26 protein-coding genes are annotated in these 23,313 nt (G+C 69.0%); 15 read left to right on the top strand and 11 right to left on the bottom strand.

The window, feature by feature from the left end; translation table 11 throughout:
- Position 1: 1 nt before the first annotated feature.
- From WFH44_RS05070 to WFH44_RS05060, 3 genes are read right to left on the bottom strand one after another with little or no spacing between them, the layout of a single operon-like run.
- Positions 2-1,336, bottom strand: coding sequence for an FAD-dependent oxidoreductase (locus tag WFH44_RS05070; RefSeq protein WP_336712262.1), 1,335 nt, complete (start codon positions 1,334-1,336; stop codon positions 2-4).
- A 35-nt stretch (positions 1,337-1,371) separates the two neighbouring features.
- Positions 1,372-2,022: a response regulator transcription factor gene (locus tag WFH44_RS05065; protein ID WP_336712261.1), complete on the bottom strand. Its 651-nt coding sequence runs from the start codon at positions 2,020-2,022 to the stop codon at positions 1,372-1,374.
- Positions 2,019-3,410 carry a PspC domain-containing protein gene (locus WFH44_RS05060; RefSeq protein ID WP_336712260.1) on the bottom strand — a complete coding sequence of 464 codons (1,392 nt, stop codon included), beginning with the start codon at positions 3,408-3,410 and terminating at the stop codon, positions 2,019-2,021. Before WFH44_RS05060 ends, WFH44_RS05065 begins: the two co-directional genes overlap by 4 nt.
- A 126-nt stretch (positions 3,411-3,536) precedes the next feature.
- Here WFH44_RS05060 and WFH44_RS05055 point away from each other — a divergent pair, with 126 nt between their 5' ends.
- The 5 genes from WFH44_RS05055 (at position 3,537) to WFH44_RS05035 (ending at position 7,683) form a co-directional block, all read left to right on the top strand.
- Positions 3,537-5,186 (top strand): PspC domain-containing protein, encoded by a 1,650-nt coding sequence (locus tag WFH44_RS05055; RefSeq protein ID WP_336712258.1) that lies wholly within the window; start codon positions 3,537-3,539, stop codon positions 5,184-5,186.
- A complete protein-coding gene (locus WFH44_RS05050) occupies positions 5,183-5,446 on the top strand; it encodes a hypothetical protein (protein WP_336712257.1) in 264 nt (87 codons plus the stop codon). The genes WFH44_RS05055 and WFH44_RS05050 overlap by 4 nt, the downstream gene beginning before the upstream one ends.
- Positions 5,447-5,505: 59 nt before the next feature.
- Complete coding sequence (locus WFH44_RS05045) at positions 5,506-5,760, top strand: PspC domain-containing protein (RefSeq protein WP_336712256.1); 255 nt, start codon at positions 5,506-5,508, stop codon at positions 5,758-5,760.
- A 160-nt stretch (positions 5,761-5,920) separates the two neighbouring features.
- Entirely contained in the window at positions 5,921-6,949 is a 1,029-nt protein-coding gene (locus tag WFH44_RS05040; RefSeq protein ID WP_336712254.1) for an ATP-dependent 6-phosphofructokinase, read from the top strand.
- Positions 6,950-6,975: 26 nt separating this feature from the next.
- Positions 6,976-7,683, top strand: a complete 708-nt coding sequence (locus WFH44_RS05035) for a GNAT family N-acetyltransferase (protein WP_336712253.1) — start codon at positions 6,976-6,978, stop codon at positions 7,681-7,683.
- 77 nt (positions 7,684-7,760) lie between these two features.
- Here WFH44_RS05035 and ygfZ read toward each other — a convergent pair whose 3' ends face one another.
- From ygfZ to WFH44_RS05020, 3 genes are all read right to left on the bottom strand, one after another.
- On the bottom strand, positions 7,761-8,843 hold the full coding sequence (gene ygfZ / locus WFH44_RS05030) for a CAF17-like 4Fe-4S cluster assembly/insertion protein YgfZ (RefSeq protein WP_336712251.1): 1,083 nt from the start codon (positions 8,841-8,843) through the stop codon (positions 7,761-7,763).
- Positions 8,844-8,888: 45 nt separating this feature from the next.
- The gene (locus tag WFH44_RS05025; protein WP_336712249.1) at positions 8,889-9,491 is read right to left on the bottom strand and encodes an FABP family protein; all 603 of its coding nucleotides are present in this window, start codon (positions 9,489-9,491) and stop codon (positions 8,889-8,891) included.
- A gap of 207 nt (positions 9,492-9,698) precedes the next feature.
- On the bottom strand, positions 9,699-10,442 hold the full coding sequence (locus WFH44_RS05020) for a hypothetical protein (RefSeq protein WP_336712248.1): 744 nt from the start codon (positions 10,440-10,442) through the stop codon (positions 9,699-9,701).
- A gap of 158 nt (positions 10,443-10,600) precedes the next feature.
- Between WFH44_RS05020 and WFH44_RS05015 the strand changes: the two genes are divergently transcribed.
- The 9 genes from WFH44_RS05015 to WFH44_RS04975 all read left to right on the top strand — a co-directional run bounded on the left by WFH44_RS05015 (position 10,601) and on the right by WFH44_RS04975 (position 19,576).
- The gene (locus tag WFH44_RS05015) at positions 10,601-11,311 is read left to right on the top strand and encodes a winged helix-turn-helix transcriptional regulator (protein WP_336712247.1); all 711 of its coding nucleotides are present in this window, start codon (positions 10,601-10,603) and stop codon (positions 11,309-11,311) included.
- A 38-nt stretch (positions 11,312-11,349) separates the two neighbouring features.
- Positions 11,350-12,339, top strand: a complete 990-nt coding sequence (mshD, locus tag WFH44_RS05010) for a mycothiol synthase (RefSeq protein ID WP_336712245.1) — start codon at positions 11,350-11,352, stop codon at positions 12,337-12,339.
- 66 nt (positions 12,340-12,405) lie between these two features.
- The gene (locus WFH44_RS05005; RefSeq protein WP_336712244.1) at positions 12,406-14,634 is read left to right on the top strand and encodes an RNA degradosome polyphosphate kinase; all 2,229 of its coding nucleotides are present in this window, start codon (positions 12,406-12,408) and stop codon (positions 14,632-14,634) included.
- Positions 14,634-15,605, top strand: a complete 972-nt coding sequence (locus tag WFH44_RS05000; protein WP_336712242.1) for an NUDIX hydrolase — start codon at positions 14,634-14,636, stop codon at positions 15,603-15,605. Before WFH44_RS05005 ends, WFH44_RS05000 begins: the two co-directional genes overlap by 1 nt.
- 82 nt (positions 15,606-15,687) lie before the next feature.
- Positions 15,688-16,218 carry a ferritin gene (locus WFH44_RS04995; protein WP_336712910.1) on the top strand — a complete coding sequence of 177 codons (531 nt, stop codon included), beginning with the start codon at positions 15,688-15,690 and terminating at the stop codon, positions 16,216-16,218.
- 89 nt (positions 16,219-16,307) lie between these two features.
- Complete coding sequence (locus WFH44_RS04990; protein WP_336712240.1) at positions 16,308-17,141, top strand: thymidylate synthase; 834 nt, start codon at positions 16,308-16,310, stop codon at positions 17,139-17,141.
- A complete protein-coding gene (locus tag WFH44_RS04985) occupies positions 17,138-17,680 on the top strand; it encodes a dihydrofolate reductase (protein ID WP_336712237.1) in 543 nt (180 codons plus the stop codon). The genes WFH44_RS04990 and WFH44_RS04985 overlap by 4 nt, the downstream gene beginning before the upstream one ends.
- Positions 17,681-17,747: 67 nt before the next feature.
- Positions 17,748-18,893 (top strand): aspartate-semialdehyde dehydrogenase, encoded by a 1,146-nt coding sequence (gene asd, locus WFH44_RS04980; RefSeq protein WP_336712235.1) that lies wholly within the window; start codon positions 17,748-17,750, stop codon positions 18,891-18,893.
- 257 nt (positions 18,894-19,150) lie between these two features.
- Positions 19,151-19,576: a hypothetical protein gene (locus tag WFH44_RS04975; protein WP_336712234.1), complete on the top strand. Its 426-nt coding sequence runs from the start codon at positions 19,151-19,153 to the stop codon at positions 19,574-19,576.
- A 3-nt stretch (positions 19,577-19,579) separates the two neighbouring features.
- Here the strand turns inward: WFH44_RS04975 and WFH44_RS04970 are convergent, their stop codons facing one another.
- The 5 genes from WFH44_RS04970 to WFH44_RS04950 all read right to left on the bottom strand — a co-directional run bounded on the left by WFH44_RS04970 (position 19,580) and on the right by WFH44_RS04950 (position 22,578).
- Positions 19,580-20,689, bottom strand: coding sequence for a UDP-N-acetylmuramate dehydrogenase (locus WFH44_RS04970; protein WP_336712233.1), 1,110 nt, complete (start codon positions 20,687-20,689; stop codon positions 19,580-19,582).
- Positions 20,679-21,107, bottom strand: a complete 429-nt coding sequence (locus tag WFH44_RS04965; protein WP_336712231.1) for a MaoC family dehydratase — start codon at positions 21,105-21,107, stop codon at positions 20,679-20,681. Before WFH44_RS04965 ends, WFH44_RS04970 begins: the two co-directional genes overlap by 11 nt.
- Complete coding sequence (locus tag WFH44_RS04960; RefSeq protein ID WP_336712230.1) at positions 21,104-21,565, bottom strand: FAS1-like dehydratase domain-containing protein; 462 nt, start codon at positions 21,563-21,565, stop codon at positions 21,104-21,106. The genes WFH44_RS04965 and WFH44_RS04960 overlap by 4 nt, the downstream gene beginning before the upstream one ends.
- 88 nt (positions 21,566-21,653) lie before the next feature.
- Positions 21,654-21,893 carry a hypothetical protein gene (locus tag WFH44_RS04955; protein WP_336712229.1) on the bottom strand — a complete coding sequence of 80 codons (240 nt, stop codon included), beginning with the start codon at positions 21,891-21,893 and terminating at the stop codon, positions 21,654-21,656.
- Between the two features lie 118 nt (positions 21,894-22,011).
- A complete protein-coding gene (locus tag WFH44_RS04950) occupies positions 22,012-22,578 on the bottom strand; it encodes a type 1 glutamine amidotransferase domain-containing protein (protein ID WP_336712227.1) in 567 nt (188 codons plus the stop codon).
- Between the two features lie 311 nt (positions 22,579-22,889).
- Between WFH44_RS04950 and WFH44_RS04945 the strand changes: the two genes are divergently transcribed.
- Positions 22,890-23,276, top strand: a complete 387-nt coding sequence (locus tag WFH44_RS04945) for a hypothetical protein (protein ID WP_336712225.1) — start codon at positions 22,890-22,892, stop codon at positions 23,274-23,276.
- Positions 23,277-23,313: the final 37 nt, after the last annotated feature.

Below are 23,313 nucleotides of genomic sequence, written 5' to 3'. Positions count from 1 at the left end.
CTCAGCGCCGGGCAAACGGCGGCGCGTGCTCCGGCAGGGGGCCGAAGGCGATCATGCGCGCCGGAACCGCGCGCAGCGGCGGCAGGTGCCGGGCGGCGAAGACCAGCAGCCGCGGCACCCCGGCCGGGCTGTCACCGCGCTTGGCCGAAAAGAGGATCTTGTGCAGCCGGCGCTGTGCCTCCTGGACCAGCACGGTGGGCAGCTGCCGCCGGCGCTGGACCCTGGCGAGCTCCCGGCTTCCGACCTGGCCGCGACGCAGCGGCGCGGCCAGGAGGCGGGCGGCCGCGACGGCGTCCTGGATCGCCAAATTGATACCGACTCCGCCCGCCGGCGACATGGCGTGGGCGGCATCGCCGATGCAGAGCAGGCCCTCGCGGTACCAGCGGCTCAGCCGGTTCAGCCGTACGTCGAGCATGTGCACGTCGTCCAGGGATTCGATCGCTCCCAGCCGATCCGCGAAGTCCGGCCGCAGGTTGCGCACCCGCTCGCGGAAACGCTCCACGCCCTCGGCCCGGATCCGGGCGTCCTCGCCCTTGTGCGTCAAGTATCCGATCTGGAAGAAGTCCTGGCGAAAGAGTGCCACCATCGCTTCGTTCGGCCCGAAGGACGGCACGATGCTGGCTATCCCCCCGAGCTCATGGTGGAACCGGGGAAGCCGGAACCACCAGACGTCGAAGGGGACGGCAAACTCCCGCGGAGTGAGCCCGGCGAGCCGCCGCAGGCTCGAATCCCTGCCGTCGCACGCAACCACCAGCTCCGCGCGCAGTTCCTCCTCGGGCGCCGCCGCCTCGGCCAGCCGGGACCGGCCGCTGCCGGTATCCCGGTTGCGGTAACGCACGCCGGCCACCCGGCCATCCTCAGAGACCAGCCCGGTGACTTCCGAGTTCATCAACAACCGGAACGTCGGTTCGCGGGCGGCAGCCTCGGCCAGGAAATTCAGGAAGTCCCACTGCGGCAGCATCGCGACATAGTTGTAGGGGGCCCGCAGCCGCCCGAAGTCGCCCACCGGAAGCCTGCCGCCGGCCGGCAGGGGCAGCTGGAAATTGTCGAGACGGCTCTGCGGCAGCCGGCGGAAGTCATCGCCCAGGCCGAGTTCGTCCAGCAGCCGGATGGTGGAGGCATGGACGGTGTCCCCGCGGAAATCCCGGAGGAAGTCCGCATGCTTCTCCAGCACGGCGACTTCCAGGCCCGCGCGGGCCAGCAGCAGGCCCAGCATCATTCCGGCCGGCCCTCCTCCGGCCACGATGCAGGAGACCCTCAGGCGTCCGGCCCCGTCCCGGCGTTCCGGACCCTGCCGCCGCTGCGGATGCTCCGTTCCCGGAGGCATGGCTGCCATGCTCCAGTGTAGATCCGCCGGTGCGCGCAGGCGGACTACAGGATGCGGCGGTCCACGGCCCACCGGGTCAGCTCGTGCCGCGAGGAGAGCTGCAGCTTGCGCAGCACTGCCGAGACATGGGTCTCGACGGTCTTGATGGAGATAAACAGCTCCTTGGCCACTTCCTTGTAGCTGTAGCCTCGCGCGATCAGCCGCATGACTTCCAGCTCCCGGGCCGACAGCTTGTCCAGCTCATCGTCCACCGAGGCGACGGCGGCGGTTCCGAACGCGTCCAGCACGAACCCTGCCAGCCGCGGCGAGAACGCGGCGTCTCCCCCGGCCACCCTGGCCACGGCGTCGGATATCTCCGCCCCGGAAATGGCCTTGGTGACATAGCCCCGCGCTCCCGCGCGGATAACGGTCACCACGTCTTCCGCGGAGTCGGAGACGCTCAGGGCGAGGAACCTGGTTTGTCCCAGCAGCGCCGCGCAGCCGGCCACGACTTCCGCCCCGCCGCCGCCGCGTCCCCCGGGCAGGTGGACGTCCAGCAGAACGACATCCGGCATGAGCGCGTGGATCACCTCGATGGCTCCCTCGACGGTCGCGGCCTCGCCGACCACCTCGATCCGCGCGTCCAGGTCCGCCTTGAGGCCCGACCTGAAAATAGCGTGGTCGTCGACGACCACGGTGCGGATTGATGGGGTCATGATGCTATTCCTTCCTCGGGATACTTCAAGCTCAGCTGCACCTCGGTGCCATTGCCGGTGTTGCGGATGCGCGCCTCGCCGCCATGCCGTTCCATCCGGTTGATCAGGGACTCACGCACGCCCAGCCGGTCCGACGGCACGTTGGCCAGGTCGAATCCCGGACCGCGGTCGCGGACGAACACCTCGGCGCTGCCCGGACGGCACTCCAGGTACACCGAGATGCTGCCACCCGCGTGCTTGGCTGCGTTCTGCACGGCCTCGCGGGTGGCGTGGACCAAGGCCTCGTGGCGGTCCGTCACGGCGGCGTCACCAACGGCGACGACGTCCACGGGCTGGCCGTAGGCGTCCTCGATTTCGGCGGCGACCGACTTGATCCGGTCCACGAGGTTGCCCTGCTCCTGCCGCTTGTCCCGGTAGAGCCACTCGCGCAGTTCGCGCTCCTGGGCACGGGCCAGCCGGGTGACGTCCTGTTCCGAGGACGCCCGGTTCTGGATCAGCGCCAGAGTCTGCAGCACCGAATCGTGCAGGTGGGCCGCGATCTCCGCCCGCTCCGTTTCCCGGATCCGGCCGGACCGTTCGGACTCGAGGTCCTTCCAGTACTTCAGGCCCCAGGGCGCCAGGACGAGCCCCACCCCGGCCAGCACGGCGAGGGAGGCGAACATGGCCGGCCACATCAAGTCCCAGCTGATCGAGCCCGAGACCATCGCGAAAATCCCGGCGATGACCAGCGCCAGCCCGATACCCAGCCGCACCGCGCCTTGGGCACCGCTGGCACCGGCCCGGTCCATGATTCCGGCGCGGCGTGTGTTGTCCAGCTGCATCCAGGCGATCACGGCGCCGCCCGCAATCGCGGCCAGCGGGAGCCAGGTCCCCCAGGGCACGTTGAAGCCGGCCATCTGGGCCACGATGGCGGCGCCGGCGAGCACCAGGCCCGCGCCGAGCACGATCTCCCAGCCCCCGCGGCGCATCAGCCAGGCGGCCGGTCCGCCGTTCGGGGACGGCGCCCCGGCGGTCCCGCGGCTGCCCGAATACCCTGCGGTTGTTCCCGTGCCTGCGCCCGCGGCACCGCCGGCTCCGGCACCCGCCACGACTCCGGCGGCCGCCCCGGTCCCGGTTCCCGGGGCGTCCGGCCGAGCGCCGAAGCTGCGGGCGAAGTTCCCGGCGATGTTGCGGGGGTTGAAGGCCTGGGCCTCGTTGCGGACCGCTTCGTCCGCCGTCGGCACCAGCAGCCACAGCCACGCGTACAGCAGCAGGCCTGCTCCCCCGCCCAGGGCCAGCAGGACCATGGCCACCCGCACCAGCTGCACGGGCGCTCCCAGATGGTCCGCCAGCCCGGCACAGACGCCGGCAATGAGCCGGTCGTTGGAACGGACGAGGGGTGCGCGCATGGCTTAATCCAAACACGGACGGCCAGCCGACAGGGACCGTGGTCAGGGAGACTTCGGGGCAGGTCGGGGACGGTTCAGGGTAGCCCCCCATAGAATCCGGACCGCTGGCGTTGGAATGATCGGGTTATGACTTCCAATCCCTCTGGCCCCACCGGTCCGGAACGCCCCGGGGACGTGCCTGGCGGGGATGCTGCCCCGGAAGAGCGGCAGCAGCCCAATGACCCGAACGACGGCGGTGCCTCCTCGAGCGGCGCGGTGCCTCCGGGCGGCGGCTTCCCTCCGGGCGGCGGCTTCCCTCCGCCCGCGGCGGGCGCTGTTCCGCCGATACCCGGCAGCGTCCCGCAGCCGGACAGCAACAGCTTCTTCAACTGGTTCCGCAGCCTGGGCATGCCGCGCGGCGCGGACCGATGGATCGGCGGCGTCGCCTCCGGCGTCGGGCACCGCACCGGTCTGGACCCCGTTCTGGTCCGCGGCCTCTTCATCCTGGTCGCCCTGTTCGGCGGCTTCGGCGTCCTCCTTTACGGCCTCGCCTGGGCCCTCCTTCCGGAGGCCGACGGGCGCATCCACGCCGAGGAGGCCGGCCGCGGCCACTGGACGGCTGGGATGACCGGCGCGCTGATTGCGACGATCCTGGGCCTGTTCGACCGCCCGTTCGGCTTCTTCCGCGACGGCGACTGGGGAATCAGCGCCTACCTGTGGGCCGTGGTGTGGGTCGGCGCGCTCGGCTATTTCATCTACTGGCTGGCGACGCGCAACCGGAACAACCCTCCGGCGCCGGAGAGCACGGGCTATCCGGCGGCGGGATACCCCGGAACGACCGCACCGACCGGCCGCCCCGGCCCGGCAGCACCGGGCGATACCGGGTCCGCGGCCGGTGCCGCGTACCTGTCCGGCCAGTCCACCCCGGGCGGCCCGACCAGCAGCTTCCGCTCCGGCCCGGCCGGGCCGACCAGCGGCTTAGGCCCGGTACCCGGCGGCGCCGCTGGTTCGGCCAGCGGCCTCGGCCCGGACCCTGCACGCCCCGTCCCCGGCAGCTTCGGCTCCCCGCCCGGCATGGCCGCACCCCTGTACACCCCGCGGCCGCCGGTCCCGGCTCCGCCGCGGCCCCGGCGCCTCGGCCCCTCGGGGGTGAGTATCGCCCTCACGCTCGGAACCGCGATGGTGGCTGCCGGCGTCGTACTTGCCCTGCCGCTGCTGCTGGGCACCGATGCGGGCGTGGCCATCCTGCCGGTGGCTGTGGCGGCCGCACTGCTGTGCATCGGGGCCGGGATCGTGGTCCTCGGGCTGCGGGGCCGCACCTCGGGCATCCTCGGTTTCCTCGCCGCCGTCGGCATCGTCCTGTCCCTCGTGACCACGGCCGGCGTGCAGTGGACCACGGCGAACTACTCCGTCGGCACCCAGACCACCTGGACCAGCGAATCCGGCGCCCCGCCCAGCGAGGGCTACAGCATCGTGGCGAGCCAGGGCAGGGTGGACCTGAGCGACCTCGGTACCGGCAGTTTCGGCGGCCCGACGGAGGTGCCGGTCAACACGGTGGCCTCCAACGTCGAGATCGTCGTGCCGGCCGGAAAACAGGTGCAGGTCCAGTCCTCGCTGGCTATGGGCAACATCGAATACCCGGGTGCGGCCGGCATCCAGCGCCGGTCGGGACTGTGGCAGCCGGCCACCTTCACCATCAACGACGACGGCTCCTCGCCCGACGTCATCTTGCAGATCAGGGGCGCAGCCAGCAATGTGGAGATTGTCGAAGCGCCGGAAAGGGGTAGCTCGTCATGAGTTCGCAAACCAGTAACGACGGCGGCATCATCACCGGCCCGAGCACCGGCACCATTGTGTGGGGCCTGATCGCGGTGGCGGTCAGCCTGCTGGTGCTGCTCAGCGTCGTCTTTGGCCTCAGCTTCGATTTCGGCCAGGTGCTGATCGTGCTGCTGATCGGCTCCGGCCTGGCCCTCGTGGCCGGCGGCATCTGGGGCGTGCTGCGCACCCGGGAAAAGGCAGCCAACCCCTACCGCTCCTCCGACCGGGATACGCCGTAACGCCAGCCGGCGGCCCCGATCACCCGACCCCAGCCCTCGAGACGAAAGAACCTGCATCCATGGACTCCTTCTACCGCTTCCTTCGAGCCATCCCGCTGCGCCGTGGCCCCAACCGCTGGCTGGGCGGAATCTGCGGGGGCATCGCCGCCAAGTTCGGCTGGGACCCGACCCTGGTCCGGATCGTGACGCTCCTGCTCTTCCTGGTGCCGGGAATCGGCGTCGCCGGCTACCTGGTGGTGTGGCTGCTCCTGCCCAACTACGACGACAGCATCGCCCTGGAGCGCCTACTGGCCAACAAGAGCCTGGGCCGCTGAACGGCACTGCACCGACGCACCCGGGGCCCCCGCAGGAACCTGCGGGGGCCCCGCCTTTTCCCGACGGGGATGTGATCGGCCTCAGGGTCTGTCTAGAATCGACTGGGGCCCGACGGCGCGCTCCGGACTTACGAGCAGGCGCGAAGAAGGTGGGTTCGAAGTGAAGATCGGCATCATGACCAGCGGCGGCGACTGCCCCGGCCTGAACGCGGTGATCCGCGGTGCCGTGCTCAGGGGCATCAAGACCTACGACCACGAATTCGTCGGCTTCCTCGACGGGTGGCGGGGCGTGGTGGACGGCGAATGCATCGACCTGCCGCGGCACAAGGTACGGGGCATTTCCAAGCAGGGCGGCACCATCCTGGGCACCTCGCGCACCAACCCGTATGACGGGCCGAACGGGGGCCCGGAGAACATCGCCGCGACGCTCGCACGGCTGGGCGTGGACGCCGTGATCGCGATCGGCGGCGAAGGCACCCTCGCCGGCGCCAGGGAGCTGACGAACGCCGGCCTGAACATTGTCGGCGTCCCCAAGACGATCGACAACGACCTCGACGCCACGGACTATTCCTTCGGTTTCGATACGGCCGTCCAGATCGCGACGGAGGCGATCGACCGCCTGCGCACGACGGGCGAGGCCCACCACCGCTGCATGATCGCCGAGGTCATGGGGCGGCATGTCGGCTGGATCGCCCTGCATGCCGGCATGGCCGCCGGCGCCCACGCCATCCTGATTCCGGAACAGAAGGTCTCCATGGAGCAGGTGGCTTCCTGGGTGACGGAGGCCTACGAGCGCGGCCGCGCACCGCTGGTGGTCGTGGCCGAGGGCTGGGTCCCGGAGGACGAGGACAAACCGTGGGCCGAACGCGGCGTGGACGCTTTCGGCCGCCCGCGGCTGGGCGGCATCGGGGAGCACCTTGCCCCTGAGCTGGAGCGGATGACCGGGCTGGAAACCCGCGCCACCACGCTCGGCCACATCCAGCGCGGCGGCGTGCCCTCCGCGTACGACCGGGTCCTCGCGACGAGGCTGGGCATGGCCTCCGTCGATTCCGTGTCGGACAAGCGCTGGGGCACCATGGTGGCGCTGCGCGGGACCGAGGTCGTCAGCGTCGGTTTCCAGGAAGCGGTGGGGAATCTGAAATTTGTTCCGCAGCATCGCTACGATGAGGCGGCTGTCCTCTTCGGCTGAGCTTCAGCTGCGCGTAGGCTGACAGCATGAAATTGGACTCAGGCACATGCGACATTGTGCTGCTGGCCTGGGCACGGCTGCTGGGCTTCGAGGACACCGCTTTCGCCGGGGACGTCGGGCGGCTAACCCGCATTAACAACGACGCCGGGAAGCTCACCTTTGTGCGGCTGTTCGGCCGGTCCGCCCTGGTGGGACCCGAGTGGGCGCTGGAGGCGGCCGCGGCCTACTCCGACACCGAGCTGGCGGAGCATCGCACGCTGCTGCAGCTCAGCCGCGGCTACGGCGGAAACGGTGCCGGCAAGGCGCAGCTGTACTTCGCCGACGACCTCCCGCTCGTACAGCCGGACGAGGAAATCACCGTGTCCACCTTCACGGACGATGCGCTGCGGCTGGAGGCTTTGTGCCCGCCGGACGACGTCAATGAGGTCGGCCTGAGCGGCATGGACAAGTCGTTCGTGCTGATGGACGGCGCGGATCCGGTGGCCGGCGCGGGCTTCCAGGAATGGCAGCAGATCCTGGGGCATATCTCCGCCCTGACGCTGCCGAAGTTCCGGCAGCGCGGCATCGGCTCGCTGGTCGCCGCCATCGCCGGCCACGAGGCACTCACCGCCGGACTGATTCCGCAGTGGCGCGCCCACGAATCCAACGCGGCGTCCAAGGCGACCGCGCTGTCTTTGGGGTTCGTCGAAGCAGGGACCCAGACGTCGGTCTACCTGAAAGCCGGCACCCACTAGCCGCGGGACCGGCGCAGTCCGGCCCGGCGATGGCGAGGCGCTGTCCTCCGCCGGTTCCCCGGCCCCCGTCGGACCGGTTAGCGGGGTCCGCGGAGCAGGCCTGCGGGACGGCCGACGACCTGGCCGGCGTCCGGGGCCACGATGGCTTCCTGGGCCGCGTCGTAGGTCTCGTCCCCGTCGACCACGAGGAGGGCCGCCGACGGGTCCACCGAGCGCTTGATCACGGCGAGGGCCACCGGACCCATTTCATAGTGCTGGACAGCGGACGTCACCCGCCCAACGGCGCGTTCGCCGAGCCGCACTTCGCTGCCGCGGGCGGGCAGGGTGTGTTGGGAGCCGTCCAGCTGGAGGAAGACGAGCCGGCGCGGCGGATGGCCGAGGTTGTGCACCCGGGCGATGGTTTCCTGCCCCTTGTAGCAGCCCTTGGCGAGGTGCACGGCGGTGCGCAGCAGGTCCAGTTCGTGCGGGATGGTCTTGTCGTCGGTCTCCAAGCCGAACCGTGGCCGCCACGCGGCGACGCGGAGGGCCTCCGCGGCCCAGGCACCGGCCAGGTCCCGTCCGGCCACGGCTGCTTCCAGCTCATCCGCGGGGACGAGGTACTCGAACCAGGTGCGCTCCCGGCCGGGGTGGCTGGGTTCTTCGATACCCGTGTAGGCAAAGCCGCCGGCGCCGATCTCGGGCCAGGGGTCCTGCCAGGCGAGGCGCTCCTCGAAGCCGGCCTGCGCAGCGGCGGCACCGACCACGGCCCAGTCTCCCGATACGTCGGCTACATCCACGCGCAGCATGAACTTCATGCTCGCGAGCCAGGCGGCGAGGCCTTCGGCTTCGAAGGACTCGACGATCAGCCAGCTCGTGGCGCCGTCGTCGATGATGCTGACGTCGTATTCGATCCGGCCCTGCACGGTCAGCAGCAGGGTCTCGCGCGATTCGCCGGGCTTCAGGTCCAGCAGCAGCTGCGAGGAGAGGGTGTTAAGCCAGCTCAGCCGGTCTTCTCCGGCTACAGTCACGACGCCGCGGTGGGACAGATCCACCACAGCCTCGCCGCGGGCCAGCAGCCTCTGTTCGCGCATCGGGTCCCCGTAATGGGCGGCGACGCCGGCATCCGGTTCGGAGGCTTCGACGGCTCCGGGGCGTGACAGCAGGGGGCTTCGGTAGCTCATATCCTTGGTCAACGTCCTCGGGTCAGGGTGCATTCCCGCCCTTGCTCAGGCGAGCTTTTTCAGGATGGCGGACGCGTGCGCCTTCAGTTCCATGCCCTGGCTCGACGAAACGTCCCAGCGCCAGAACAGGTCCCCTTCGACCAGCCCGAAGATCCGGGTGGCGGCGTTGTACTCCTTGGACTGCGAGCCCCGCATCACCATGTCCGTGGCCAGCTGGATCTGCGGCCCCTTGATCTGGCCGTAGTACAGCTCGCAGATTCCGCCGGGGTGCACGATGGTTGCGGTGATGTCGAAGCCACCGGCTTCATTGCGCAGTTCCTCGACCTCGTCCGCAGACTTCAGCGCCGGAACGATTTCCGCCGGGATCAGCCCCGGCCCGACGTCGGCGTCATTGAGCTTGCGGTCCAGTGCCCAGAAGCCGGACTCGACGGACAGCGGCCTCAGCCTGGTGCCGTCCTCGTCGGTGAGCCAGCTCTCGGCGTCGTACTGCAGGAAGGGCAGGCCATGCTGCCGGAAGGTGACGGACTGGAAGAAATACTCCGAATCCGCGTCCCCTTCACCGAGCCGGCCGGCGCCCTCCCAGGTGCCCAGCAGCCAGGACAGCGGCACCAGCTCGGGTGTCAGGTCGGTGGGTAGTTCCATCGGCATGGCCGAAGATCAGTCCTTTACCTCTGGCCCTTGAACAGGCGCCATACGACCAGCCCGGCGAACCAGGCCATGGACAAACCGGCAACAACAAGCAGGGTCAGGAAGAAAATCTCAAGAGCAAGATGCGACATAGCTCCATACTAACCGGCGGGTCGGAGCGGTGATGACGCATTACGCCCCGTCGGACGGCGCGCCGAACCGGGTCCGTCAGCTCAGCAGCATCTTCTCGAGGAAGTAGACGAGGCCTCCCGATGCCATCACCGGGGCGGCCCCAACCGCGAGTGCAGCCGGCAGCTGTTCGGGGCTGCCCTCTGCCAGCACCAGGCGCCGGAAGCAGACAACGACAATGCCTACGAGGGCTCCCACCACGGCGGCGGGCAGAAGCGGAACGTCGGAAGTGACGGTGGCGCCGAGCATCCCGGTCAGCACCGCGAGCAGCACGCCCAGCGGAGCCACCAGGCGGTCCGGCCACGGCAGCACGCAGACCGCAATCGACATCAGCATGCTGATCCCGGTGACCAACATCATGCCCGTGTCGGCCTCATTGTCGGCGAGCCGGTCGGCGGCCACCCAGCCGGCGCCGAGGACCGCGAGCACCAGGCCGGTGCTTGCCCCGAAGGTCGATTCGAGGCGGTGCGGCTGTCCGGTCCCGCGGACCAGCTGCACCATGAAAACCGCCATCACCCCCAGGGCGACGACGACGACCGTCCAGGCCAGCGCCATGCCCGATGGTGCCACCGAGGCCAGCACGACGGCGCCGACGCCGGCCAGCGAGATCAGGGTGGAGAGCGTCTTGCGGGCCGGGATGCCGAGCAGCTGCGGCCAGCCGACGCCGACCATCAGCGCGCCCGCGCAGGCGACGGCGACTACCGCCGCGGGCGACCAGTAGCTTGCGCCGATCACGGCACTCAACAGCACGGCTGCAACGACCGCGACGATCCACGTTCTCACCCGGCCATCCTGCCTTATTACGGGAATGAGTGCGACAACACTCACCGCCCCGGCCCCTCGGCGCTATACTTGTGCCCAATCATCCGCACCCTGCTACAGCCTGCCCGCCGGATGATTCGCCCGTCGATGTGCGCCGAATCAGCCTTCGGGGAGGAAACATGCCGCACATTCTGCTCCTGACCAACAGCCCGGGATCCTCTGTTGAGGTGCTCCCCGCCCTGGAGCTGCTCAACCACAAGGTCCGCATCCTTGCGGCCGAGCCCACCGCACTGCTCGAGGCGGATCCCGCCGACGTCGTCCTGGTGGACGCCCGCAAGGACCTGGTGGGTGCCCGCAGCCTGACCCAGCTGCTGAAGGCCACCGGCCTGGGAGCCCCGCTGATGCTGGTCCTCACCGAAGGCGGGATGGCCGCAGTGTCCGCCAACTGGCTGGCCGACGACGTGGTCCTGGACAGCGCCGGCCCGGCCGAGGTGGAAGCGCGCCTGCGGCTCGTCGTCGCCCGCGCCAACCACGCCGAGGAGGAAACCAGCACGGAGATCCGCGCCGCCGGCATCGTGATCGACGAGGCCAGCTATACGGCCCGCGTGGGCGGCCAGCCGCTGAACCTGACCTACAAGGAATTCGAGCTGCTCAAGTACCTGGCGCAGCATCCGGGGCGCGTCTTCACCCGTGACCAGCTGCTGCATGAGGTCTGGGGCTACGACTACTACGGCGGCACCCGCACCGTGGACGTCCACGTGCGGCGGCTGCGCGCCAAGCTGGGCTCGGACAACGAGGGCCTGATCGGCACTGTGCGCAACGTCGGCTACCGCTTCACGCTGACGCGCTCCGGCGAGGCCACGGAAGCCGGCGCCGAACAGTCGGTCTGAAGCCCGCCCGTTTTACCGGCCCGCGCTAGGCTGTGGTCATGAACGCACTGTCTTCGTCCGACTGGCCGGTACAGATTTTCAAGGGCGCACCCGAGGCCGAGGTGCTGGGCAGCGTCCGCGCCCTCGCCGCCGCTGCCGAGGAGGCGGACGGGAACCCGCCGCTCTCCGAACAGACCTGGGTCAACCTCCGGGCATCGGATCCGGACCAGCTGCTCGTGCTGGCCACCTATGCCAACGAGGAGAAATCGGACCCGGCCCGGGCCAGCGCGCTGGCTGGCGTCGCCGTCGTTAATTTCCCCGCCCACGGCGAAGACGCCGGCGTACTGGAACTCGTAGTGCACCCGGAGTACCGCAACCAGGGCGTGGGCACCGGCCTCGCCGCCGAGCTTCAGGAGCACGCCGAGCTGCCCGCCCTGCGCGCCTGGTCGCACGGGGACCACGAGGGGGCGGCCAAGCTGGCCGGCCGCTTCGGCTTCGCCCCGGTGCGCGAACTATGGCGCATGCGGCTGACCCACGCGCAGCAGCTCCCCGACGTCCGGCTCCCCGAGGGCGTTTCGATCCGCTCCTTCGTGCCGGGCCGGGACGAGCAGGACTGGCTGGCGGCCAACGCCACCGCCTTCGCGCACCATCCCGAGCAGGGCGGGCAGACGCTGGCCGATCTTGAGGCGCGGATGGCCGAGCCGTGGTTCGATCCCGAGGGTTTCCTGCTGGCGGTGAATGACCAGGACGGCGCTCTGCTCGGCTTCCACTGGACCAAGATCCATCCGGGCACCGGCGCGCATCCTTCCATCGGCGAGGTCTACGTGGTCGGCGTGACGCCCCGGGCCCAGGGCACCGGGCTGGGGAAGGCACTGACCATCGCCGGCATCAAGCACCTGCACGACAAGGGCCAGCAGGCCATCATGCTCTACGTCGACGGCGACAACGCGCCGGCGGTGGCCCTCTACCGCAAGCTCGGCTTCACGCGGTGGGACACGGACGTGATGTACGCTCCGGCCGCGGCCTCGGGCGGCCGGAACGAGGGATAACCTAGTCTCATCGGCCCCGCCACGCCCGGGGCGCTCGCACCACCCTTGAAGCTGAGGAGACCTCCCATGGCTACCGAATCGGCAACTCCGGCTGCCGCCTACCGGCTCGGCTCGTCCGAAGCGGCCCCCGCCCGCGCGACCCAGGACAGGATCGACATTCCTGAATTCGCGCCGTCGCTGGTTCCGGACGGCAATTTCACGCCCGACGACAGGTTCCTCGACCGGGAAATGAGCTGGCTGGACTTCAACGCCAGGGTGCTGGAGCTGGCCGAGGACCCGGACCTCTACCTGCTGGAGCGGGTGAACTTCCTCTCGATCTTCGCCTCCAACCTGGACGAGTTCTTCATGGTCCGCGTGGCCGGGCTGAAGCGCCGGATCGCCACCGGCATCGCGGTGCCCTCCGCCGCCGGGACCAGCCCGCTGGAGCAGCTGGAACAGATCATGGTCGAGGCCCACCGGCTGCAGAGCCGCCATGCCCGGGTCTTCGCCGAGCACATCCGGCCGGAGCTGGCGTACGAGCACATCCACGTCGTCCGCTGGTCCGAACTGACGGACCAGGACCGCGACTCCCTGACCGCCATGTTCAAGGAGAAGGTCTTCCCGATCCTCACCCCGCTCGCGGTGGATCCGGCCCATCCCTTCCCCTACATCTCCGGGCTCTCGCTGAACCTGGCCGTGGTGGTGCGCAACCCCGTCAGCGAGAAGGAACTCTTCGCCCGCGTCAAGGTACCGGACCAGCTGCCGCGCCTGATTTCCATCGACGGCCCGCGGGCCGGCTCGATCCCGGGCCGCACCGCGCGGTTCATCCCGCTCGAGGACATCATCGCCGAGCACCTGGACCTTCTCTTCCAGGGCATGGAAGTCCTGGAACACCACACCTTCCGCGTCACCCGCAACGAGGACCTGGAGGTCGAAGAAGACGACGCCGAGAACCTGCTGCAGGCGCTGGAGAAGGAACTGCTCCGCCGCCGGTTCGGCCCGCCGGTCCGGCTGGAGGTCACCACGGACATCAACCCGAGCGTCCGCGAGCTGCTGGTGCGCGAACTCGGCGTCGAGGAGTCCGAGGTCTTTGCCCTGCCCGCGCCGCTGGACTTGCGCGGCCTGAGCGTCATCTCCGGCATCGACCGCAATGACTTGCACTTCCCAAGCCAGCTGGCCCACACCAGCCGCTACCTCAACGAGAGCGAGACCTCGAAGGCGGCCAACGTGTTCGCCGCGATGCGCCGCCGCGACATTCTGCTGCACCACCCGTACGACTCCTTCTCCACATCGGTCCAGGCCTTCCTGGAACAGGCCGCCGCGGATCCCAAGGTCCAGGCCATCAAGCAGACGCTGTACAGGACCTCGGGCGACTCCCCCATCGTGGACGCCCTGATCGACGCCGCCGAAGCCGGCAAGCAGGTGCTGGCCCTGGTGGAGATCAAGGCCCGCTTCGACGAGCAGGCGAACATCGACTGGGCGCGGAAACTCGAGCAGGCCGGCGTGCACGTGGTCTACGGGATCGTGGGCCTGAAGACCCACTGCAAGCTCTCGCTCGTGGTGCGCCAGGAAGGCGACCGGCTGCGCCGCTACTGCCACATCGGCACCGGCAACTACCACCCCCGCACGGCGCGCTATTACGAAGACCTGGGCCTGCTCACCAGCAATGACCAGATCGGCGAGGATCTCTCCAAGCTGTTCAACCAGCTCTCCGGCTACGCCCCCAAGTCCACCTTCAAGCGGTTGCTGGTGGCCCCGCGTTCGGTCCGCAGCGGCTTGATCGACCGGATCGAGGCGGAGATCACCAACCGCAAGGCCGGGCTGCCCGCGCGCGTGGTCATCAAGGTCAACTCCATGGTGGACGAGGCCATCATCGACGCCCTGTACCGCGCCTCGCAGGCGGATGTGCAGGTCGACGTGATTGTCCGCGGCATCTGCGCGCTGCGCCCCGGGGTGCCGGGGCTGAGCGACAACATCCGGGTCCGTTCCATCCTGGGCCGCTTCCTTGAGCACTCCCGCGTGTTCTGCTTCGGCAACGCCGGCGACCCGGTGGTCTTCATCGGCTCCGCGGACATGATGCACCGCAACCTCGACCGCCGCGTGGAGGCCCTGGTCCAGCTCGCTTCGCGCGAAGACATCGCCGAGCTGATGGGCCTGATGAACCGCTACCTGGACCCCGGAACGGCCAGCTGGCACCTGGACAGCTACGGCCGCTGGACGCGCTACCACAAGGACGACGCCGGCAACCCCCTCAGCGACATCCAGTCCTGGCTGTTGGCCAGCCGGGACCGCCAGCGCTCGGGCACCCGGCGTTGATGGCGAAGAGCAAGACCCAGAAGATGACCGATCAGGAGTCCTCGACCCAGGACGTCACCGTGACGGCCGCCGGGGCGCTCTGTTGGCGCTCCCGGCGGGGCCAGCTGGAGGTGCTGCTCATCCACCGCCCGCGCTACGACGACTGGTCCTGGCCCAAGGGCAAGCTGGACGCCGGCGAAACCAACCCGGAGTGCGCCGTCCGCGAAGTGATGGAGGAAGTCGATGTCACCGTGCAGCTGGGCATTCCGCTGCCCTCCATCGAATACCCGGTGGCATCGGGGCTGAAGAAGGTCTACTACTGGGCCGCCAAGCTGGAGAAGAGCACGCCGCGGCCGGACGGCTCCGAGGTGGACGAGATCCGCTGGTGCACGCCGGCCGAAGCGTCCCGGATGCTCAGCAACCCGTCGGACCGGGACCCGCTGCAGGCCCTGGTGGACGCGCACCGGCGCGACGAGCTGGAAACGTACCCGTTCGTCGTCGTACGCCATGCCAAGGCGCGCCCGCGCTCGTCCTGGGCCCGTGCGGAAGGCGAACGCCCCCTTGCCGCCACCGGGCAGCGCCAGGCGCTCGCCGTGTGCCGGCTGCTCAGCGCCTGGAAGCCTAAGCGGATCGTCTCCAGTCCGTGGACCCGCTGCATGCAGACCATCACGCCGTATGCCCGGTTCAACCATGCCCGGATTCGCACGGTGGACGCTATCACCGAGCACAGCGCGCACCGGAACCCGAAAAAGGCCCGCGCCGCCATCAAGGGGCTGCTGGATAAGCGCAAGTCCACTGCCGTCTGCACGCACCGCCCCGTGCTTCCGCAGGTCATCAAGGTGCTCAGCGCCCACGCCTCGGACGAGCTGGCCGCACAGCTGCCGTCCAAGGACCCTTACCTGAAGCCCGGCGCGGTGATCGTCTGCCAGGTCAGCGTGCACCACCCCGGCCGGATCCTCTCCGTAGAGCACTACGACGCCTACGACGACTGACGGGGCGCGGACCGGGGGCGGCACGAAAGGCTGGGCGGCTGGCCCTGCTTGCTTCCGGTCCGCGTCCCCGCCGTTTAGGCTGCTGGTCATGAGCACATTCAACGAACTTCTCGCGGAACAGATCGGGCACGAGTTCGCCGCGTCCCAGCAGTACGTCGCCATTGCCGTCTGGTTCGACAACGAGGACCTGCCCCAGCTGGCCAGGCACTTCTACCGGCAGTCCATCGAAGAGCGCAACCACGCCATGATGCTCGTGCAGTACATGCTGGACCGGGACCTGAAGATCAGCATCCCCGGCGTACCCGCGGTGCGCAATGACTTCGCGGACGTCGTGGATCCGATCCGGCTGGCGCTGGAACAGGAGAAGACCGTCACCCGGCAGATCGAGGCCCTCTTTGCCGCCGCCCGCGCCGAGACGGACGCGCTGGGCGAGCAGTTCATGCTTTGGTTCCTCAAGGAGCAGGTCGAGGAGGTCGCCTCCATGTCAACGCTGCTGACCATCGCCGAACGCGCGGACAACCTCTTCGACATCGAGAACTTCATGGCCCGCGAGTCCGTGGGCGACGACGGACGCGACTACGGCGCCCCCGAAGCCGCCGGCGGCTCCCTCTAGCCGCCGGCGGCTCTGCCCAGGCGGCGCTCCCGGGACCACCCGCCCCACCTCCGTCGGTGGTCCCGCGGAGCCCGGCTAGACTGGAGGGCGTGACGTCTACGCCCCCTTCTCCAGCGGACCGGCCAATTCCCACTCCCTATGAGGACCTGCTGCGCGACGTCCTCGCCAACGGGACGCAGAAGGCGGACCGCACCGGCACCGGCACCCGCAGCGTCTTCGGCCGCCAGATCCGTTACGACCTGGCCGAGGGCTTCCCGCTGATCACCACCAAGCGCGTGCACTTCAAGTCCGTGGCGCTGGAGCTGCTCTGGTTCCTCCGCGGGGATTCCAATGCGCGGTGGCTGCAGGAGCGCGGGGTGCGCATCTGGAATGAATGGGCGGACGACGACGGCGAGCTGGGTCCCGTCTACGGCGTACAGTGGCGCTCGTGGCCCACGCCGGACGGGGGCCACATCGACCAGATCGCCGAGCTCGTCGACGGGTTGAAGGCGAATCCGGACTCGCGCCGGCACCTCGTCTCGGCCTGGAACGTCGCCGAAATCAGGAACATGGCGCTGCCGCCCTGCCACGCCTTCTTCCAGTTCTACGTGGCGGACGGCAAACTGTCCTGCCAGCTCTACCAGCGCAGCGCGGACATGTTCCTGGGCGTGCCGTTCAACATCGCCTCCTACGCGCTCCTGACCCTGATGGTCGCGCAGCAGGTCGGCCTCGAGCCGGGCGAGTTCATCTGGACCGGCGGGGACGTCCACATCTACGACGACCATCTGGCGCAGGTCAACGAGCAGCTCAGCCGGGAACCGTATCGGTATCCGCAGCTGAACATCCTGCGCAAGCCCGAGAGCATCTTCGGCTACGAGTACGAGGACTTCGAGGTGGCCAACTACCGGCACCACCCGACGATCAAGGCGGCGGTGTCCGTATGAGCGCCGCGGACCGCAGGGTGGTCGGCCTGCTCTGGGCGGAGAGCTCCAACGGCGTCATCGGGCGCGACGGCGACCTGCCCTGGCATCTGCCCGAGGACCTGGCCCATTTCAAGCGCACGACGAGCGGCCATCCGGTGGTCATGGGCCGGAAGACCTGGGAATCCTTCCCGGAGAAATACCGGCCGCTGCCCGGCCGGACGAACATCGTGATCAGCCGCCGCCCGGAGCTGCGCAGCGAGGTTGAGGCCGCGGGCGCCGTCGCCGCCGAGTCCCTCGAGGAGGCCATGGCGGCCGCAGCCGGGAGCCCCGGCAGCGAGGAAATCTGGATCATCGGCGGCGGGGAAATCTTCCGCGAGGCCACCGCCTTGGCGACCACCGCCGTCGTTACCGTCATCGACATGGAGACGGACGGCGACACCTACGCCCCGCAGCTGGGCGGAAGCTGGACGGCCGAGGCCCGTGAACCGGCCGAGGGCTGGCTGACCTCGGGCAACGGCACGCGCTACCGGATCGAGCGCTGGACGCAGCCACCGGCCTGACCGCGCCAGGCGAGGCCGGGGTCACGTTTTTGCCGCTGCCCATGGCCGCTGACCTAGAATGGTAGGCATGACTTCAGCAGCAGCTTCTGCCCCTGCCCGGTCCGTCGGCCTCATCGGCTGGCGCGGCATGGTCGGCTCCGTCCTCATGCAGCGCATGCAGGACGAGGGAGATTTCGACCTGATCAATCCTGTCTTCTTCTCGACGTCGAACGCCGGCGGCAAGGCCCCCGCGTTCGCCGAGGGTGCCGGCACCCTGCAGGATGCCTACGACATCGAGACGCTGGCCAAGCTGCCGATTATCGTGACCGCCCAGGGCGGCGACTACACCTCCGAGGTGTACCCGAAGCTGCGCGACGCGGGCTGGGACGGCCTGTGGATCGATGCGGCCTCGACGCTTCGAATGGCCGATGACGCGATCATCGTGCTGGACCCGGTCAACCGCGACGTGATCGACGCCGGCCTGGACCGCGGCGTGAAGAACTTCGTCGGCGGCAACTGCACCGTCTCCGCGATGCTAATGGGCCTCGGCGGCCTCTTCAAGAACGGCCTGGTCGAGTGGGGAACCTCGATGACCTACCAGGCGGCCTCCGGCGGCGGCGCCCGGCACATGCGCGAACTGCTGAACCAGTTCGGCACCCTGCACGGCGCGGTCGCTCCGGAACTGGCGGACCCGGCGTCCGCCATCCTCGAGATCGACCGGAAGGTCCTCGCCCAGCAGCAGGATCCGGCCATGGACTCCTCGCAGTTCGGCGTGCCGCTGGCCGGCTCCGTCATCCCGTGGATCGACAAGGACCTGGGCAACGGCCAGTCGAAGGAAGAGTGGAAGGCCGGCGCGGAGACCAACAAGATCCTGGGCCGCGGGTCCGGAGAGCGCATCCCCTTCGACGGGCTGTGCGTGCGGATCGGCACCATGCGCTGCCATTCCCAGGCGCTGACGCTGAAGCTCACCGAAGACCTGTCCGTCCAGGAAATCGAGCGGATCATCGACGCCGACAACGAGTGGGCCAAGGTGGTTCCGAACACCAAGGAAGCCACGGTGGAGCAGCTGTCTCCGGTCAAGGTGGCAGGCACCCTGGACATTCCGGTGGGGCGCATCCGCAAGCTCGACATGGGTCCGGAGTACATCAGCGCCTTCACCATCGGCGACCAGCTCCTCTGGGGCGCCGCCGAGCCGCTGCGCCGCATGCTGCGGATCGCCACCGGCAACCTCTAGGCCGCGCCGGCCGCCGCGCTTCGCGGCGGCACGCTTGACGGAGCCCGCTCCCCTCTCGGGGAAGCGGGCTCCCGCCTTGCGCGGTGCTTTCCCTGCGGCTGGCCGCGGAATCGTGCTTCCGGCCGGTCGCCGGCCCGGATGTCCTACACACCCGGGCCGGCCGCCGGGCATTCCACAACCCGCTTCGACGCCCCGGCCCGGAGCCTCGAAGCGGGATAGCGTGGAAGCGTTCCCTTGACCCCGGCGGAAGGCATCCGATGAACAGACCCTGCGTGGACCGGTTGCTGGGGGTCTTCTTTTTGTTCTGCAGCGCGGAGCAGGAGCCGGTCACGGTGGAACGCAACGAGCGCGTCCACGCGCACCTGAGGAAGTACCTGGACGCCTGCGGCGACGACTACGTGAACCTGGAGCAGCTGCAGCTCCTGGCGCTGGAACGGCAGTTCCGGCCGGACGGCGCCTTCGCACGGCTGATGGGCGCCGACGAATTCCTCACGGCGCTGCCGGCCTTCCTGTCCCCGGTGTGGCTCTTGGGCCGCCGGCTCGACCGGAAGGTCCAGATCAGCATCAGCAGCAAGCTGGTGCACTGGATCTGCACGAAGCGTCTGGTGGACTTCCGGGCCCACCGCGAGGACCTGATCCTCTTTCGCAGGGCCCAGGATGCGGCGAGCCAGCGCGGACCGTAAGAATCAGAGCGAGCAGCCGATCAGCAGCGGTTCCGGGTGCAGCCGGATACCGAAGGTGCTTTCAACGCCGTCGCGGACGGTCCGTCCGACGGCGAGGATGTCTGCGGCTTCTGCGTTTCCCCGGTTGGTGATCGCCAGCGTGTGCTTGGTGGACAGCGCGGCCCGGCCGCCAGCCACCGCAACGCCGTCGACGGCTCCGTTGGCTGTTCCTGCCAGGCCGAAGCCCTTGCCGAAACCGGACCGGTCGATCAGCCATGCGGCGCTGAGCTTCACCTGGTCCCCCGTGGGCCAGCGCGGCGCGTCGGACGGCAGGTGTTCCGCCGCAGCCGGCGGGACAATCGGGTTGGTGAAGAAGGAGCCGGTGCTGTACGTGTCCCGGTCGGCCGCGTCCAGCACCATGCCCTTCGATGCCCGCAGCCGGAGGACTTCGCGGCGGACATCGGCGGCGGGCGCCTGCTCCCCCACCTCGACGCCCAGAGCCCGGGCCAGCTCGGCGTAGCGCACCGGAGCACCCAGCGCGTCGCGGCGCAGGCGGAACCGGACGGCCAGCACAACATAGCGCGGCGAGCCGTTCAGGGTGGTCTGCTTGAGCAGCGAATCGCGGTAGCCGAAGCCAAGCTCGCCGTTGGTGAAGGTTCGCACCCGGGCCTCCTGGCGGTCCCAGGCCCGGACGTTCTCCAGCGTGTGGGACACCTCGGCTCCGTACGCCCCCACGTTCTGTACCGGTGTGGCTCCGGTCAGCCCCGGGATCCCCGAGAGCGCTTCCAGCCCCGCCAGTCCCTGCCGGACGGTGGCCTCGACGAGCTCGTCCCACTGCTGTCCCGCTTCGACGTCGAGCAGGACGGCCCCGCCCGCGGCGCCATCCTCGGAAACCTCATAGCCCGAATTCGCGATCCGCAGGACCGTTCCCGGATACCCGTCGTCGGAAATCACCAGGTTGGACCCGCCGCCGATGATCAGCAGGTCCTCGCCGTGCTCGTCGGCCGACCGGACCTCGGCGATAACGGCCTCTTCGGAAACGGCCTCGACGTATTTCGCCGCCGGGCCTCCCACCTGGACGGTGGTCAACGGGGCCAACCGCACGCCGGCTGCGGCGTCGCTGCTACCAGGCACGGACCACGGCCTGCGCTTTGACCAGCACCTTCTGGCCGGCGGACGTGACCGTCAGGTCCACCCGAACGGTCGAGTTGGCCTCGTCGACGGCACCGACGACGCCCGTGACCTCGATGGTGGCGCCCGGACCGTCAAGGTCCTCGACGACCACTGGCTTGGTGAAGCGGGTCTGGTAGTCGACCACGGCACCGGGATTGCCGATCCAGTCCGTCACGACCTGCACGGCCGCACCCATAGTGAACATGCCGTGGGCAATGACGCCCGGGAGGCCGACCTGCTCGGCGAAACGGCCGTTCCAGTGGATCGGGTTAAAGTCGCCGGAGGCAGCGGCGTAGCGGACCAGGTCCCCTCGAGAGACGTCGATGGCTGCCTTGCCGATCTCCTGGCCGACGGACAGCTCGTTCAGGGCAACAGTCACTGGCCCTCCCCTCTCACCAGGATGGACGACGTCGTGGTGGCGATTGCCTCGCCTTCCGCGGTGCTGATTTCGGCGCGGGTGGTGATCATCGCGCCACCGCCCATGGACCGCACCTGGTCCACGTGGAGTTCGGCCACGAGCTCGTCGCCGGCGACAATCGGCCGGTGGTGTACGAAGCGCTGGTCGGCGTGGACCACGCGGGAGAAGTCGATCCCGGCCTCGGGGTCCTCAATCAGCTGGGCGTCCGCGCGCTGGGCCACGATGATGGCGAACGTCGGCGGTGCGACCAGGTCCTTGTAGCCGAGCTCACGGGCCGCCTCAACGTCGTAATGGGCCGAGTGGGTGGCCTTCACGGCGCGGGCAAACTCGCGGATCTTCTCGCGGCCAACACTGTAGGCATCACCGGCCGGATAGACGCGGCCGGCGAGCTCGGGGTTGACCCCCTTCTGCTCTGTCATGGAACTCCTTTGAGCGGGCGGAAACAAGCTTGGACAAGCCTAGTGCAGCGGCACCGGGAAGCCGCACGGGGCGGCGGCTCCGGAAGAGTCAGCTGCCCCTGCCGGATCGCGCGGCCGCCTGGCGGGCGCGGGCGTCCCGGGCACGGACCACCAGGCCGGCGAGGTGGGTCAGCAACCCGGTGATGATGAAGGCCAGCGCGACCCACGTCAGCGGCTGCACGCTGGCGAACGCGGCAAAGATGGACATCAGGATACCGACGCCGATGAGGACCATGGCTGAGATGACCAGTTTGCGGTACAGCGGCGAGCCAAGATCCCACGGGTTCATGCTCCAAGGTTATCGGTTGGAGCCGCAGATTCCTCAACCGGGCGAGCCCTCCCCCGCCGCACAACAACGACGCCGGGACCCGCGCAAGGCGGTCCCGGCGTCGTCGTTTAGGGTCTGGTCAGGCGGTTTGCCCGCCGTGCTTGCCCTCGGCGACTTCCTCGATGAGCTTGGCGTTGAACGCCTCAAGGTCGCCCGGGTTGCGGCTGGTCACGAGGCCCTGGTCCACGACGACTTCCTCGTCCACCCAGGTCGCCCCGGCGTTCTTCAGGTCGGTGGCGAGCGTGTGGTACGAGGTCAGCTTCCGCCCGTCGATAACGCCGGCCTCGATCAGGATCCACGGACCGTGGCAGATCGAGGCCACCGGCTTCCCGCTCTCAAAGAAGGCTCGGGTGAAGTCCACGGCGTCCTTCTCGACCCGCAAATGGTCGGCGTTGACGACGCCGCCGGGAATGACGAGGGCGTCATAGTCCGCCGCGTTGGCAGCTTCGGCGGCCACGTCGACGGGGAACTTGTCCGCCTTGTCCACGCCCTTGAAACCCTGCAGTTCGCCCGTCTTCGGGGCGACCAGCACCGGTTCCGCACCGGCGTCCTTGACCGCCTGCCACGGGCTGGTGAGTTCGACCTGCTCAACGCCGTCCGTCAGCAGGAAGGCGATCTTCTTTCCGGAAATGCTCTGTTCAGCCATGATTCCTCCAGTTCTTCGCAGAATCTTCGGGAGTTGCTCCCTCCCCTACGCTAACGAGATCGCCCGGAACTAAGCAAGCTGACTTTCTCGCAGCCGCACGCATTCCGGCAGGCATGTGGCGGTCCGGAGTCCGCCATCCCGCCAGGTCTCGATCCGGTCCGGGCGTGCCGGGCATGATAACGATCCGGCATTGCCCCCTGCCCCCTGCGCGCCCGGAGTGGGATGATCATCTCCCGGCTCTGCGGCATTTCCCCGATGCCACCCCCTGCGCCGGCCAGATTATGCAGCACTCCCGCTGGAAGGAGACTCCGGTGCCCGATCCCAACCGCGAACACGCACAGATCATGCGAGACCTGTCGATGCAGATGCTGACGACATTTCCTACGGCCTCCGTCTTTCACTGGCAAGTCGTCGAGGACCCGAAGACGGACGAGCCGCATGCCTACATAACGATGCTGCTGGATCACGAGGGCGGCCGCCTCGACGAACTGTTCCCGCCGGGCAATGTCGACTGGACGGGCTATGCGGAGCAGCAGATCGTCCGCCGCTACGAGCGGCAATTGGGCTGGGCCAGCAACGAACGCGATGCCTCCTACGTCTTCTCGGTGAAGGATGCCCGCGAAATCACGGACACCGAGGGAACCTGCACCATGGATCCGGGTTACGAAAACCACCCGGGCCTGGAGTGGCTCCGGTAGCAACGGGGACAGGCCGCGGCCCGCGGGCGGTACTGCG

The organism is Arthrobacter sp. USHLN218, assembly GCF_037144715.1.
GTDB lineage: Bacteria > Actinomycetota > Actinomycetes > Actinomycetales > Micrococcaceae > Crystallibacter.
This window is presented reverse-complemented; position numbering and strand designations above follow the sequence as displayed.

Excerpts from the sequence above, each read along its gene's own strand:
- WFH44_RS05050 (WP_336712257.1), top strand. The coding sequence starts at position 5,183 with ATGAGTTCGCAAACCAGTAACGACGGCGGCATCATCACCGGCCCGAGC.
- WFH44_RS05065 (WP_336712261.1), bottom strand. The coding sequence starts at position 2,022 with ATGACCCCATCAATCCGCACCGTGGTCGTCGACGACCACGCTATTTTC.
- WFH44_RS04950 (WP_336712227.1), bottom strand. The coding sequence starts at position 22,578 with ATGGCTGAACAGAGCATTTCCGGAAAGAAGATCGCCTTCCTGCTGACG.
- WFH44_RS04975 (WP_336712234.1), top strand. The coding sequence starts at position 19,151 with ATGAACAGACCCTGCGTGGACCGGTTGCTGGGGGTCTTCTTTTTGTTC.
- WFH44_RS05060 (WP_336712260.1), bottom strand. The coding sequence starts at position 3,410 with ATGCGCGCACCCCTCGTCCGTTCCAACGACCGGCTCATTGCCGGCGTC.
- mshD (WP_336712245.1), top strand. The coding sequence starts at position 11,350 with ATGAACGCACTGTCTTCGTCCGACTGGCCGGTACAGATTTTCAAGGGC.
- WFH44_RS04985 (WP_336712237.1), top strand. The coding sequence starts at position 17,138 with ATGAGCGCCGCGGACCGCAGGGTGGTCGGCCTGCTCTGGGCGGAGAGC.
- WFH44_RS05035 (WP_336712253.1), top strand. The coding sequence starts at position 6,976 with ATGAAATTGGACTCAGGCACATGCGACATTGTGCTGCTGGCCTGGGCA.
- WFH44_RS05015 (WP_336712247.1), top strand. The coding sequence starts at position 10,601 with ATGCCGCACATTCTGCTCCTGACCAACAGCCCGGGATCCTCTGTTGAG.
- WFH44_RS04960 (WP_336712230.1), bottom strand. The coding sequence starts at position 21,565 with ATGACAGAGCAGAAGGGGGTCAACCCCGAGCTCGCCGGCCGCGTCTAT.
- WFH44_RS05055 (WP_336712258.1), top strand. The coding sequence starts at position 3,537 with ATGACTTCCAATCCCTCTGGCCCCACCGGTCCGGAACGCCCCGGGGAC.
- ygfZ (WP_336712251.1), bottom strand. The coding sequence starts at position 8,843 with ATGAGCTACCGAAGCCCCCTGCTGTCACGCCCCGGAGCCGTCGAAGCC.
- WFH44_RS05000 (WP_336712242.1), top strand. The coding sequence starts at position 14,634 with ATGGCGAAGAGCAAGACCCAGAAGATGACCGATCAGGAGTCCTCGACC.
- asd (WP_336712235.1), top strand. The coding sequence starts at position 17,748 with ATGACTTCAGCAGCAGCTTCTGCCCCTGCCCGGTCCGTCGGCCTCATC.
- WFH44_RS04955 (WP_336712229.1), bottom strand. The coding sequence starts at position 21,893 with ATGAACCCGTGGGATCTTGGCTCGCCGCTGTACCGCAAACTGGTCATC.
- WFH44_RS05045 (WP_336712256.1), top strand. The coding sequence starts at position 5,506 with ATGGACTCCTTCTACCGCTTCCTTCGAGCCATCCCGCTGCGCCGTGGC.
- WFH44_RS05070 (WP_336712262.1), bottom strand. The coding sequence starts at position 1,336 with ATGGCAGCCATGCCTCCGGGAACGGAGCATCCGCAGCGGCGGCAGGGT.
- WFH44_RS05025 (WP_336712249.1), bottom strand. The coding sequence starts at position 9,491 with ATGCCGATGGAACTACCCACCGACCTGACACCCGAGCTGGTGCCGCTG.
- WFH44_RS05005 (WP_336712244.1), top strand. The coding sequence starts at position 12,406 with ATGGCTACCGAATCGGCAACTCCGGCTGCCGCCTACCGGCTCGGCTCG.